The organism is Metalysinibacillus jejuensis, assembly GCF_003057615.1.
Classification (GTDB): domain Bacteria; phylum Bacillota; class Bacilli; order Bacillales_A; family Planococcaceae; genus Metalysinibacillus; species Metalysinibacillus jejuensis.
The window spans coordinates 1-13736 of record NZ_QAFW01000055.1 but is presented as its reverse complement, the minus strand read 5'-3'; the positions used below and the strand labels follow the sequence as shown (position 1 = coordinate 13736).

General features: G+C 38.2%; 13 protein-coding genes and 1 pseudogene. 9 read left to right on the top strand and 5 right to left on the bottom strand.

Annotated features, from left to right (window positions below):
• Positions 1-331: 331 nt before the first annotated feature.
• The gene (locus DDE80_RS12355) at positions 332-1933 is read right to left on the bottom strand and encodes an ABC-F family ATP-binding cassette domain-containing protein (protein WP_108308128.1); all 1602 of its coding nucleotides are present in this window, start codon (positions 1931-1933) and stop codon (positions 332-334) included.
• A gap of 152 nt (positions 1934-2085) precedes the next feature.
• On the opposite strand from DDE80_RS12355, the gene DDE80_RS12350 reads away from it, so the two are divergent.
• The 3 genes from DDE80_RS12350 to ytvI all read left to right on the top strand — a co-directional run bounded on the left by DDE80_RS12350 (position 2086) and on the right by ytvI (position 5647).
• Complete coding sequence (locus tag DDE80_RS12350) at positions 2086-3258, top strand: MFS transporter (RefSeq protein ID WP_108308126.1); 1173 nt, start codon at positions 2086-2088, stop codon at positions 3256-3258.
• Positions 3259-3301: 43 nt separating this feature from the next.
• Positions 3302-4486: an AI-2E family transporter gene (locus DDE80_RS12345; protein ID WP_108308125.1), complete on the top strand. Its 1185-nt coding sequence runs from the start codon at positions 3302-3304 to the stop codon at positions 4484-4486.
• 81 nt (positions 4487-4567) lie between these two features.
• Positions 4568-5647: a sporulation integral membrane protein YtvI gene (gene ytvI, locus DDE80_RS12340; protein WP_161952330.1), complete on the top strand. Its 1080-nt coding sequence runs from the start codon at positions 4568-4570 to the stop codon at positions 5645-5647.
• A 103-nt stretch (positions 5648-5750) separates the two neighbouring features.
• Here ytvI and DDE80_RS12335 read toward each other — a convergent pair whose 3' ends face one another.
• Complete coding sequence (locus DDE80_RS12335; protein WP_108308122.1) at positions 5751-6908, bottom strand: aminotransferase class I/II-fold pyridoxal phosphate-dependent enzyme; 1158 nt, start codon at positions 6906-6908, stop codon at positions 5751-5753.
• Positions 6909-7002: 94 nt separating this feature from the next.
• Between DDE80_RS12335 and DDE80_RS12330 the strand changes: the two genes are divergently transcribed.
• From DDE80_RS12330 to DDE80_RS12320, 3 genes are all read left to right on the top strand, one after another.
• On the top strand, positions 7003-7803 hold the full coding sequence (locus DDE80_RS12330) for a hypothetical protein (RefSeq protein WP_108308120.1): 801 nt from the start codon (positions 7003-7005) through the stop codon (positions 7801-7803).
• Positions 7800-8231 (top strand): GNAT family N-acetyltransferase, encoded by a 432-nt coding sequence (locus DDE80_RS12325; protein ID WP_108308118.1) that lies wholly within the window; start codon positions 7800-7802, stop codon positions 8229-8231. The genes DDE80_RS12330 and DDE80_RS12325 overlap by 4 nt, the downstream gene beginning before the upstream one ends.
• Before the next feature lie 185 nt (positions 8232-8416).
• Positions 8417-8668: a hypothetical protein gene (locus DDE80_RS12320; protein WP_108308116.1), complete on the top strand. Its 252-nt coding sequence runs from the start codon at positions 8417-8419 to the stop codon at positions 8666-8668.
• A gap of 119 nt (positions 8669-8787) precedes the next feature.
• Here DDE80_RS12320 and DDE80_RS12315 read toward each other — a convergent pair whose 3' ends face one another.
• Positions 8788-9582: an enoyl-CoA hydratase/isomerase family protein gene (locus DDE80_RS12315; RefSeq protein ID WP_108308115.1), complete on the bottom strand. Its 795-nt coding sequence runs from the start codon at positions 9580-9582 to the stop codon at positions 8788-8790.
• Positions 9583-9740: 158 nt separating this feature from the next.
• Here DDE80_RS12315 and DDE80_RS12310 point away from each other — a divergent pair, with 158 nt between their 5' ends.
• Both DDE80_RS12310 and DDE80_RS12305 read left to right on the top strand, forming a co-directional pair.
• Complete coding sequence (locus tag DDE80_RS12310) at positions 9741-10598, top strand: tyrosine-type recombinase/integrase (protein WP_108308113.1); 858 nt, start codon at positions 9741-9743, stop codon at positions 10596-10598.
• Positions 10599-10610: 12 nt separating this feature from the next.
• On the top strand, positions 10611-11012 hold the full coding sequence (locus tag DDE80_RS12305) for a hypothetical protein (RefSeq protein WP_108308111.1): 402 nt from the start codon (positions 10611-10613) through the stop codon (positions 11010-11012).
• A 37-nt stretch (positions 11013-11049) separates the two neighbouring features.
• Here DDE80_RS12305 and DDE80_RS12300 read toward each other — a convergent pair.
• Together DDE80_RS12300 and DDE80_RS12295 are read right to left on the bottom strand one after the other, a co-directional pair.
• Positions 11050-11973: pseudogene (locus DDE80_RS12300) on the bottom strand (ISL3 family transposase); the annotation flags it as partial.
• 12 nt (positions 11974-11985) lie between these two features.
• On the bottom strand, positions 11986-12207 hold the full coding sequence (locus DDE80_RS12295; protein ID WP_153060902.1) for a hypothetical protein: 222 nt from the start codon (positions 12205-12207) through the stop codon (positions 11986-11988).
• 608 nt (positions 12208-12815) lie between these two features.
• Here DDE80_RS12295 and DDE80_RS12285 point away from each other — a divergent pair.
• Positions 12816-13298, top strand: coding sequence for a DUF3879 family protein (locus DDE80_RS12285; protein WP_029501007.1), 483 nt, complete (start codon positions 12816-12818; stop codon positions 13296-13298).
• Positions 13299-13736: the final 438 nt, after the last annotated feature.

Here is a 13736-nt window from a genome sequence, read left to right as displayed (position 1 = left end):
AGGGCGATTCTTACCGTATGGAGGAGAAGAAAAAAGCGGGAATTTTCCCGCTGCCTCACACGGTTAAAACAGAAAAGTGAGGAATTTTATTCCGATATTTTTGGGGAATTTTAAGCCGATATTGACACCTGAAGCAACCGAGCACGTACAAGGCTTTGTAATTTAAATCTTTTCCGCCGTTTTAGCGCCGTTTTTTTATACCCAGCCCCAACGTAGCCCCAATTTAGCCCCAAAAAGATTGGGTTTTATGGGGTTTTTATGGCTATTCCCACAAATTACAAAACCCCTACAAACGCTGTTATATCAACGTTTGTAGGGGTTTTAAAAGTTTTTATTTGTTGTTCTTTTCTTTCCATTCAAGGAATTCATCGTACGTGCATTGCTTATCTAAGATACTGCCATCTGGTTGGATTTCAATGACGCGGTTAGCGATTGTTTGAATGAACTGATGGTCATGTGATGTAAATAGCATTGCGCCTTTAAAGCGGATTAAACCTTCGTTTAACGCTTGGATAGACTCTAAGTCTAAGTGGTTAGTAGGCTCATCTAATAAAATAACGTTAGCGCTTGAAAGCATCATTTTTGATAACATACAACGTACTTTTTCGCCACCTGATAAGACAGATGGTGATTTTTTAACTTCTTCACCGCTAAATAACATACGGCCAAGGAAGCCACGTAGGAAGCTTTCTGTTTCATCTTCCGGTGAGTATTGGCGTAGCCACTCAACTAATGTTTTTTCGCCGCCTTCGAAGTAGCTGTCGTGATCTAATTCAAAGTAACTTTGAGAAGTTGTAACGCCCCATTTATAGGTGCCAGCGTCCGCTTCTTGTTTGTCCATTAAAATATCAAGTAGTGCTGTTTTTGCCATTGGGCTACCTAATAAAATGATTTTATCGTCTTTGTTCATAGAGAAGCGGATATCTTTAAATACTGTTTCGCCTTCGTGTGAACCTGTTAGACCATCAACTGTTAACACGTCGTTACCAATTTCGCGTCCAATTTGGAAGTTGATGAAAGGATATTTACGGCTTGATGGACGGATGTCGTCAAGTTCGATTTTATCCAGCATTTTTTTACGTGATGTTGCTTGTTTAGACTTCGATGCGTTCGCTGAGAAGCGGGCAATGAAGGCTTGTAGTTCTTTGATTTTTTCTTCTTTTTTCGAGTTTTGGTCTTGTGCTAGCTTTTGTGCAAGCTGAGAAGACTCATACCAGAAATCGTAGTTACCCACATAAAGTTGGATTTTACCAAAGTCAAGGTCAGCGATATGTGTACATACTTTATTTAAGAAGTGACGGTCATGGGAAACAACAATTACAGTATTGTTGAAGTTAATTAAAAACTCTTCTAACCATTGGATAGCTTTTAAGTCTAAGTGGTTGGTAGGCTCATCGAGTAATAGTACATCAGGCTGACCAAATAGTGCTTGTGCTAATAATACTTTTACTTTATCTGAACCTTCAAGCTCTGACATTTTCATGTCTAGCATGCTTTCTTTAATACCAAGACCGCTTAATAGGGTAGCCACTTCTGACTCAGCTTCCCAACCATTTAACTCAGCAAACTCGCCCTCAAGTTCAGCAGCACGCATGCCATCTTCATCTGAGAAGTCTTCCTTCATATAAATTGCGTTCTTTGCTTGCATCACATCATATAATTTTTTGTGGCCCATAATGACCGTATCAAGTACTGTATATTCTTCGTACTCGAAGTGATTTTGTTTAAGAACAGCTAAACGCTCGTCCTTACCCATTGATACATGACCTTCTTGAGCTTCAAGCTCACCTGAAAGAATTTTTAAAAATGTTGACTTACCTGCACCATTTGCGCCGATTAAACCGTAGCAGTTACCTGGTGTGAATTTTATGTTAACATCTTCGAATAGCTTGCGGTCGCCAAAACGAAGACCTACTTCACTTACTTGAATCATAGTTGAAATCCTCCTATTGAATAAAAAATTTTACACAGTGTTTCAATTATAGCATGTTTGTTTCGTTAATACATATTGTTTTTCATGCTTGTATTGTGTAGAGTAAAAACGTATGTTTCATAGGATTGAGGCAGGTAGAGAGGAAGTACAGCATGAAACGAAAAACAACGCCATCGCAGTTATTATGGCTTATCGCTATATTTTTTGTTGCGGTAAATTTGCGTCCTATTATTACCTCTATAGGACCACTCTTCAACGTATTGCTAGATGAGCTGCCTAGCACAAATACTAAAGTCAGCTTACTAACGAGTATCCCTGTATTTTGTATGGGATTATTTGCACCATTAGCTTTTCCGCTAACTCGTAAATTCCCAACTATTATTATGCCAATGTTACTTGCGATGATTGCCATTGCTACGATATTACGAGCTATACTGCCAACCTATAGCATCCTCTTACTAACGAGTTTTATAGCAGGCACTGCCATTGCCATTATTGGTCCTATTATGAATGCGCGAATTAAAGCGCAATTTAAAGAGCGCACGGCAAGTGCACTAGGTGTGTATTCTTTTGGGATCGGCGTAGGTGCCACGCTTAGTGCGAGCTTTAGCTTCGCAATTTACGAACAAACTTCATGGTCTATCGCACTTGGTAGTTGGGGAATATTAGGTATTATAGCTGTAGTATTATGGGTAGCGATTGCGGGAGAAGAAACACTAACACAAATAGCTCCGCAAGAAACCGCTCGCAATCCGTGGCGCCAAAAAGAGGCGTGGCTTATTTTACTCTTTTTTGGTTTACAAACCGCATTGTTTTTTAGCTTTATGACATGGTTGTCGCCGTTAGCCGTAGCACAAGGTTTTAGCTTACAAGAGGCAGGGTATTTGTTAATGGCTTTTTCAGCGATTCAAATGCTAGGTAATTTGGCGATTCCGTGGTTAGTGGAACGTTATTTTACACCTATCATTTGGCTAACTTTTTTAAGTAGCCTTACATTAATTGGGTTACTGCTCTTTGCATTGACGAGCGGTGTTTGGTTATGGTTAGGCGTTTTACTTATCGGTTTGATGTTAAGTGGTTTATTTCCATTAGGTTTATTGCTGCCATTAAATGCAGCTAAAAATGACACAGAAGCTAATACATGGTCATCTATGGTCTTGTCAGGTGGCTTTATGTTAAGTGCAATCTTACCTTTACTTATTGGTTTGGTAATCGATCAGACGAATCAACCATCACTTGCTTATGTTATTTTTGGTAGTATTATCATTATAATGCAACTTATTATTTGGGCACTTTCACGCACGACAAAAGGTTTTAATTCCTAGGAAGTAAGGAATAGAGGGAGTAGAGAAAAAGGGGTGAGGAAGTATGCCAACAAACAATCAACAAGATAGTATTTTTTCTACAAAATTTATCCGATTTTTAGGTGGTAAAAATCTATTATTCGTATTAATTACTTTATTATTACTAGCGAGTGTAATTTTCGTATTTAATAAAGTCGATTTTATATTTAAGCCACTGCGTGTATTATTTCAAGTCATTGTGTTGCCGATTGTAGTAGCGGGTATTATGTATTATTTATTGCGACCTGTACTGCGTTTGCTTGAAAAATGGGGTATTAAACGTATTTGGGGTATTATTTTATTACTGCTCGTAGCAGGCGGCATTATTACGTTACTTGTCATTTTAGTATTTCCATTTTTACGTGATCAGTTAATGAATTTAGTACAGGAATTCCCTGATTATTACCGTTCATTTTCAGAAAGTGTGAGTGCTTTTTTCAATCATTCTCGCTTCAGTAAATATTTCACAACCTTTGACTTAGAAGACATTACAACTAAATTATCAGGCGATTTGGGCAATAGCATTAAGGGAACTGCAACATCTATGATTCAAGGGTTCGCGACAGGCATTACAAGTGTGTTATCTACAGTAACAGGTGTTGTGCTACATTTAGCAACCGTACCATTTATTTTATTTTATCTTCTAAAAGATGGTGAGAAACTACCGGATTATATTTTAAAACTTTTCCCGCCACGCGTTCGTAAAGAAATGCGTACGGTACTAAGTGATATGGATGAAAAAGTTAGCTCTTATATTCAAGGCCAGCTCATCGTATCATTTTGCATTGGCGTAATGGTGACCATAGGTTTTTTAATTATCGGTATGAAATATGCGGTGTTACTAGGGGCGCTTGCGATGGTGACCTCAGTAGTACCTTATTTAGGACCAATCATTGCTATTACTCCAGCTGTCATTATTGCAATCGTAACTTCGCCTGTCATGCTAATTAAGTTAGCAGCTGTTTGGACAGTCGTTCAATTAGTAGAAGGCAAATTTATTTCACCACAAGTAATGGGACGATCATTAGAAATTCACCCAATTACTATCATTTTTGTCTTACTTGTAGCAGGCTCATTATTCGGCGTGCCCGGTGTTATTTTAGGGATTCCAGGTTATGCTGTATTAAAAGTGTTAGTCACTCATGGCTTTGTTGCTTTTAAACGTCGCTATAACCGCTTTGCAGGCGATCCACTAGATAAGTATGAGTGAAAAAGTGCTTCCTGTAAAAAGGAAGTGCTTTTTTTGTAGTTTTTTATGAGGTGCTTTATGGTAGAACAGGGAGGTGTACTTATGGCTACTATAGAACAACAACGTAATCGTATTATTCAAGTTATGTATATCGCAATGATTTTAGCACTCATTTATTTATTTTTTCATTATGTTTTTCCTATTATTCTACCTTTTGTCATTGCTTTTTTAATCGCAGCACTTTGTATGCCGATTGTACGTTTTTTAGCAAAACGTACGCGCTTAACGAATAAAAAGGTATGGGGACTCATCGTTATTTTTGGCTTGTATACAATGATTGTTAGTGTAGTTACTTGGCTTTTGTTTAAATTGTTCGGTTGGTTGAATCAATTTATTATTGAGCTACCCTCGTTATATTTAACGAGTATTTTGCCTGCGCTTGAACGTATGAAAGCTTTTAGTACCGAAACCTTTGCCCGCATTGCACCTGAAGATGCACCGAAGTATCAAAGTTTATTAAATGACACGTTAAAAACAATTACTGCAAAAGCGCTCACATGGTCGGGCGATTTAGCAGCTAGCTTAACATCTTTATCGCTCGCATTACCCGGTTTTTTGCTAACGGTATCATTTGCATTATTAGCGAGTATTTTTATTGTATGGGACTACGACTATATTGTGGCTTTTTTAGCCCGTCAAGTGCCACCACGTACTTTATCACGTATGAAAGTAGTAATGAAAAGTTTCACTAAAAGCTTTAAAGACTATATTAAAGCGTATTTACTTATCGCTTCGATTACGTTTACAGAGCTTGCTATTGGCTTTTTGCTAATTGGATTACCGAATGCAATTCCAATTGCCCTCGGTATTGCAGTATTTGATATGATTCCTGTATTTGGAACAGGGGGTATTATGGTACCTTGGATTATTATCGCATTTTTAAATGGCAATACGACGCTCGGCATTCAACTGTTAGTGATTTACAGTATAGTATCGCTTGTTAGAAAAGTCATGGAGCCAAAAATCGTAGGCCAAAAATTAGGGTTAAATACAGTGTTTGCTTTATTTGTTATGTTTATAGGGTTACGAGTTTTTGGTATTATTGGTATGATTTTAGCGCCAATTGTTACCGTAATGGTAATCAATATTAAAAATACAGAACAAATGAATTGGTGGAAGTAATGAGGTGACTTCGGTGTTATGCCGAAGTCATTTTTTATGAAATATGTAAAAAATCCGACTAACACTTTTTTGTTAGCCGGATATAAAATTTAGCTAGCCACCACTATAAAGTGGCTAAACGTGTCACCGCTTCTTGTAATTTTTCAGTTGGTTGTACAAGAGCTAAACGCAAATAGCCTGCACCAGCTGTACCAAATACGGTACCTGGCACGGTTACAACTCCTAATTTTTCAATTAGCTCAAAAGCGAAGTCTGTGCAATCTTTAGCATAAGGATATTTCGCCCAAACAAACATACCACCTTGTGAAGGAGCAACTTCCCAGCCAATTTGTTCTAAACCTTGCATGAGCACTTTATGACGTTCTGAGAAAACAGCACGTAGGTTTTCAGTAATGGGTTCAGCATGGTCTAATGCATACGCTGCCGCATTTTGAATCGGCTGAAAAATACCAAAGTCCATATTAGATTTAAAATTGCGAATAATCTCAATCATTTTAGCATTTCCTGCAATATAAGCAATTCGCGTACCAGCTAAACTAAAGCTTTTTGATAAGGAGTTAATTTCCATGCCGACATCTTTAGCCCCTTCCGCTTGTAGGAAGCTAAGCGGGGCATCGCCTTCAAAGTAAAACTCAGAATAAGCGGCATCATGTAATACAATGACATTATACTTTTTAGCAAAAGCAATTACTTGATCGAAGTAAGCGATAGATGGCATCGCCGGAACAGGGTTACCTGGTAAATTTAAAATGAGTAGTTTGGCGCGTTCTGCAATTTCTTGTGGGACAGCGTCTAAGTCAGGTAAATAATTATTTTCTTTCGTAAGAGGCATATAGTAAGGTGTTGCGCCTGAGGCATGAATACCTGTATCGTACGCAACATACGCAGGGTTTGTTGTTAAAATGACATCGCCTGGATCACAAAAAGCCATTGGTAAATGAACTAAACCTTCTTGTGAACCCATCGTTTGTACAATCTCAGATGTAGGATCTAGCGTTACATTACTGCGGCGCTTATAGTAACGTGCTACCGCTTCATAAAAATGTTGTGTGCCTGTTAGCGTATAACCGTAAGAAGTGGCTAGCGCGCTTTCTTCCGATAATAGGTTTCTAATGTCTTCATGAGGCGGGATATCTGGGCTACCTAAACTTAAATCAATTAAGTCGGTGCCTTTCGCCTTTTGTTGATTGGCAAAGTCTTTTAAGTCGCTAAAAATTGAAGGTGCGAATAAAGCCATGCGCTTTGCTGGTTGAATATTCAAAAGCTGACACTCCTTACTTAAATTTTCGGACAATTTATCCGAAGTATTGTATTATTATAGCATATCAACTTTATCCGAAAAAGGAGTTTAGTGAATGAAAGTATATTCGTTAAGTGGACCGAGTGGCACAGGAAAAAGTACGAGTGCCGTTACCTTTGCCCACGATCATAAGTTAGAGGCGATGATTGATGATGGTTTACTAATTGTACGAGGCAAGCGCGTTGCGGGAACATCTGCTAAGTTCGAAAAAAATACCGTAACCGCAGTGCGTCGCGCAATTTTTAACGATGCCAAGCATGCCGAAGAAGTGAAGGCCGCTTTACGTAAATACAATGTAGCGAGTCTCCTCATTATTGGTACTTCTGATAAAATGACACGTACCATTGCCAAAACATTAGAAGTAGGCGAGATTGACAACTATTATTATGTGACGGATATTCGTACAGAAAATGAAATACGCCGTGCGAAGTTTGCGCGAGAGACGGAAGGTAAACATGTTATGCCGGTATCTTCTGACCAAGTAAGTCAAAACTTTTTTAAGCGGCTTATTAAAAAAGGCTGGGATATTTTCACACCAAAGCGCGTTAAAATTGGCGAAACAACTATCGTGCATCCCGACTTTCATCAACAGACGATTCATGTTCATAAGCGTGTTTATCCACAGCTCGTACGGTATATTGCCGAAAACCATCCTCATATCGCAAAGGTAGAGCAACTAAAAATTGTAACGACAAATGAATTTATTGTAGAGTTAAAGCTCGTTTATCGTGCACCTATTCAGTTCGATTTACCAGCTGACATTCGGGAGCTGCAATACCAGTTGCAACAAGCAATGCTGTCAACATTCGGTTTTACGGCAGATCAAATACATTGTAAAGTAGGGAAGTTAGAATGATAACGATTAGTCAAGTGACGGACGCTAGCGAAATTGAATTATTGTTTGAAGCGTATCGTGCTTTTTATGACCACGTGCCGAGTGAACAAGCACGGCAGTTTTTACAGGCACGCATTACAAACCAAGAATCAATCGCTTTCGTGATGAAAGACAGCGGTATGCCGATCGGTTTTGTTCAACTATACCCGACCTTCTCATCCTTACAATGTCAAAAAGCTTTTGTGCTAAATGATATGTATATTACGGCAGCGTATCGTAATAAAGGTTTAGGCCAACAACTGCTTGAAGAAGTTTTTGCATTTGCTACAAGGCAAGATGCTTGCTACATCACCCTTGAAACGATGCCTACCAACGCGCCAGCCAAAGCGCTCTATCAAAAGGTTGGTATGACGCGCGATACTATGCATCATTACACGAAAACGCTGTAATTCTCTTGTTTTTCGTACAAAAAACAATAAAATACGACTTTACACTAGCAAGTGCGTCAGATGGTAGAAACGTTTAAATTTAGTAGACTACATTCGCCAAAAGGCAAAGGGGCAAGAAAATCAAGCGTCCACAAATTAAAAGTGATTATTATGCTATAATAAAAGTAAACGAATGGGGTGTTAACATGATTCGGATTATCGGTGTTTTATTATTGCCACTCGCTTTATTATGGGCTATTGGCCGTGTTGTTATGAATTTATTTAAAGGCAAAAAAGTAAATCAAACATTTACGCCATTAGATGATATAACAACAGGGACAAAAGATTTAAAACGTGATCGCGTACAAGGTGATACGCTCGGTGATCGTGACTATGCGATTATTGCTGAACAAGAGCAACAACAGCAAACGATTGAATTACATGAAAATGACAAATAATACGAAGAGAGGCCGGGTTCTATCCGCCTTATCGAAAAAGAGAAATTGAGCACATTCAATTTCTCTTTTTTCTACCACAAACGCCATATGAACTGAAGGCTCATACGGCGTTTGGTCGTTTATTTTATTTTACGAGTAAAATTTGGTTGACGTTTTTCAACAAAGGCTGCACAACCTTCTGTAAAATCATTTCCTACAAATGGTGTAGAACCTCCCCATAGTTTTGGTACACTATCAACACACTCTTGTACCGATTCCTTCACAGCTAGCAATGAATCAGGGGACATACCTGCAACAAGTTTACCCATGCGAATCATATATTTTTGTAAATCTTTTTCTGCGACTAAGTAATTTAACATGCCCATGCGGAAGGCTTCTTCAGCTTTATACATACGCCCAGTAAACACTAAATCTTTAGTAGCGGATGGGCCAATTAACTGCACTAAGCGTTGTGCAAATTTATTATTAAGCGTAATTCCTAATTTTCCAACAGGAATGCCCATTTTTGCTTTTTCAGAACCGATGCGAATATCACAAGCTAACGCTAATTCTAAGCCAGCGCCCATTGCCGGTCCATTAATGACGCCAATGGTCGGGATTGGCAGACGCTCGATTGTAGAGATGGTACGTTCCATATGCACAAATGCTTCTTCGGCTTTATCAAGTGAAATTGCATTAAACTCTTTAATATCAGAGCCCGCTGTAAAGTTTTCACCTTTCCCACGAATAATAAGCACTTTATTTTTAGGATTATCTAATACTTTTAAGGCGATGGTGCGCAACTGTGCCCACATATTTGCGGTTAAGGCATTTTTAGCTTGTGGTCGTGAAATCGTAATAATAGCTAAGCCTGCTGTTTCTTGATAAATGATTTTCGCTTCTTCTGCTTCTAAGTGTAATGTTTTAACTTGCATGAATAAAACTCCCTTCATCCTATTATATAACAGTGTAACAGATTTCCTGCAATAATATTCTGTCAGTTATGCGCTTTTTCACGTAGTGAGACAAACTATTTCATTTTTCAAACAATATTTGATATACTATTATCCGACAAACAAAAGTAGGTGATAAAATGGTGACATTTCAACGAGCATGGGATGCTTTTTTAATTCATTTACGACAGTTGCAGATGAGTGAGTCAACTCAAAAGCAATATGCTATTGATGCGCGTCAATGTGTAGCATTTGCGAAAGAGCAAGGCTATACTTTTTCTGATAAAACGTATAATGATTTTTTATACATTTACCGCGATCATTTAGCGCAAACTTATCCAAAAGAAACGAGCTATAACCGCAAAGTTGCTTGTTTACGCCGCTTCTCACAATTTCTTTATTTACGTGAATGGTTAACAAGCGAAGCCTATTTAGCCATTTTGGAACCGAAAATTGTACCTAAAAAAGAAGTCGCAGCACTTACTGATGCGCAAATTACGCGCGTTTTACAAGTGTGGGATAATTTTTTAACACATGCAGATACCGATGAAAAATGGCGCATTGCGAAGCGCAATCAACTGATTGTTACGACATTTTTAACACTGGGTTGTAAACCAGCTGAGCTTGTGCGTATGCAGTGGCAACACATTCGTTATGATGAACAAAAAGTACGGCTATTACGCGGTAAAGGTTTTCGTGACATTGACGCGGATGTGTCGTATTTTGCTTTATTAGCAGATTATGAACAAGAACGCACGACAACATCGCCTTATATTTGGCAAAGCGATGCAAACGTGCAGGGCAATCCGATTACGGTAAAAACCGTCGAACGAATTTTTCAAACGATTTCGCAACATGTCGGATTTACCGTTCGTGCTACGGATTTACGTTATGCTGTTATTTCACGGGCAACAGAAGATGATGATAATGTAGCGGTGGAGCGTTTTGGTTATGCGAGAAAGTGGGTATTAGCTGAACGAAAGCGCCGTTTAAAATAAGGAGTAGAGAAAATGGTTACCATTAATTTATTGCAAGCGTACGAATTACTAGCGCTACAAGAAGAATTAACAAATGAAGAGATTTTACAGCAAGCTAAAGATAAAGAGGCCGGTGATTGGTCAGATTTGATTAGCGAGTGGCCAATGGAAGAAGCGATTAAATTAAGTGAACAACCTGAAGTGCTAAAGGAAGCGTTAGCAGGCAATTATACGATTTCTTACATCACTATGCCTGGCCTAATTAATTTATTACAAAAACGTTTTGGCTTACAACAAGATAAAGATTTTACTGTTACTAATACAGCTATTGAACGTTTAGCATTAACTAAAGACATGGCCGATGCTATTAAAAAAATGTTATCAACAAATTGGTCATTACACCAACAAGATTCATTTTATACGATTTCTATGTAAAAAAAGGGTTCATCACCATAAGTCGGGGATGACAAAATCAATGCCCTGTTTCCAATCGTAATCGAAGGAAAAGATGGTCATCGTTTCGATAACCAAATCCACGTCTTTTGATGAGTTTGATTTTATTATTTGTACCTTCCATGATGCCGTTTGAGAAGGGTGAATAGATCGTATGAATCATCGCTTCTTCTCGTATAATCACCGTTTTGGCGATTTTCGCAACAACACCACACGTGTGAAACTGGTATCGTTTTAACCAATCCTTTAATCGCTTTTTCGCTTGTGTACTTGTCGTTGCTTTTAACACATAGCGCATATGATTCAGCGCTTGATAAATATGCTTTGTATGGTCATCTTCAAGATGCCATTCTTGCACAAAAGCACGTTCTTCTTCTGTCAATTGTTCAGGTTTTCGAGCTAAACAACGGTCAATAAAACGTGATGTATGATGCTTTTTCGCTTCACCCAAATAGCGACGTCTTCGTTGCCCTGCATCCGTGAAAAACTGAACTAAATGAAAACGGTCCAGCACATGAATCGCTGCTGGATAGACTGCTTGAATAGCACTTGCCATGGCAGGCGCAAAATCACTAATGACGGTTTGAATTTTGCCTGTTACTTTCTTTAAAACAGCTTCAATCGCATCTTGATCTCGATGCGGAACAATGGCTAAAATGCGCCCTGTCTCAGCATTTAACACACTTGTCGCATAGTTGTGACCTTTACGCAAAGCAAACTCATCCACACAAATATGTTGTGCCGATTCTTCGACCAATTGATCCGGTGCATACGTATAAAACCAACGTTCAACTGTTGTGTACGGCAGCTCGTATTCACGTGCGACATCCGCAATCGAACGACCATGACAACGTTTCGTAATTTCACGACGAAATGATTCCGTTGAAGAACGGACAAGCCCTAATCCATAGTCAAATGTAAATGTAAAACCACACCCTTTACAACGCTGGCGTGGTCAAAATAATTCAATCCAAAGCACGCCAATATGCCAAGCATAGCCATGGCGAAAACGACGCAATGTACGATCATGACAAACAGTAGCACCTGCACAAATTTGGCAAGCAATTTCTTGAGGTGCAGCTGTGATAGGAAACACATTCGGCTCCTCATCAGATGATAGAGCGATTTCAAAAAAAGATGGTAACGGTAGCATCATTTTGATAAACTTGGAGTACAAAGCGAAAACTCCTCTCGTGGTTTGTCTCGACAACAATTACGATACGTGAGTTTTCGCTTTTATTCTATCTTTTATTGTAAAAATTTTGAATTGATATAAATTCAACCCCAAGTTACGGTGATGAGCCATTAAACAGGTGGATTAGAAAGTTGTTTAGTTACAATAGAGTTGCTTCGCATTTGGGTGCATTAACCGAACAAAGTTGTGCAAGAATAGGGCCAGATTAAAGGTCTATTTTATATATTTGCAAAATCCTATAACCTTAATCGTCTATTTATTTAAGAAAGAAAGGAGAAGTTTTATGGGTTTTTGGTAGTTAATATTGCTTTTGATAGGTATTGTTCTTGTTATTGTTGGTCTTACAAAAAAAGGTGTATCTGTGGCCGTTAAGGCAGTTATTTTGTTATTTGTTATTGGTGTCCTACTCATTGTTGTTTCATTGGTTTTATTGATACCTGGTAGTTCTGAAATTATTGCGGAACTCCTGAAATTGAATTGGTGATTATTTATTTTTTACAATCGGGCCATTTCATTTAAATTAAAGCTGATATGGTCGATATATAGTATATATGTTAAAATTTTCATTCTTTAATGAGAGGAGAATATAAATGAGACTGAATTCGACTTTTCCACAAATTAATTTCGCAACAATAAGTAACCTACAACAAACAGTAAAATTTGCGCAGATGAAGGAAAACGCTAAAGCACAAAGTGAGCCCCGTTATCCTGGCACATATGACAATGATCCAATGAATGTAACTAATAGGTTGGATTGGAAAAGGATTGTACCTGTTTCTGACAAAGTAAAACAAGATTTAATTGAAGTTGCACGAGATAGTATGGAAAACTATGGCGGTATGTTAGATGAAAAAAGCAATTTTAATAAAGTCAAAACGAATTATTTAAATTCACTACCAGCAACTGAACGTCCTTCTGCTAGCTTTACACTTGATCAGATCTTTCATAATGAAGCGCAACGTCTTGTCGACTTTGTCAAAGAAAAGGATCCTTCCTGGAATTTTGGTAAACCTGTAAAAACTGGAATTATAGCAGAAGCTTACAATAGTCCAGGTGTAGATATTAAAGTGTGAGTTTACTAATTGCAATGAAATTTATATTTAATATTTAGAGGGAAATAGATCAATAAACAGATGTTTTCTTTAGTTGTAGCACTGATGCTGATATTTACAATGCCTACTTATATTTTTGCTGAGGAGGAGGCTGCGCTTACGTCTGATGATACATTCACTACGTATGCTTCAAATTATTTTTCGGGTAATACGGGCACCATGAATTCTTTGTCTGGAAAAGAGTCTAAAATTTTTAATATTTCATCGGGTTCAACACCTACTTTGTCAAAGGTGAGCAGTATCACGCTAAATGTGAATGTAAGTAATGGGAGCACGCGTGTTGATTAGCCAAAATCACGTAACACTTTTTTGATAAATCATCCGAGCTGATGATAAGATTTCTTCGACGTACGTTCGCCATTTCACCGGAAGCGCATGCCAAAGAAACAGGCGTGTAAA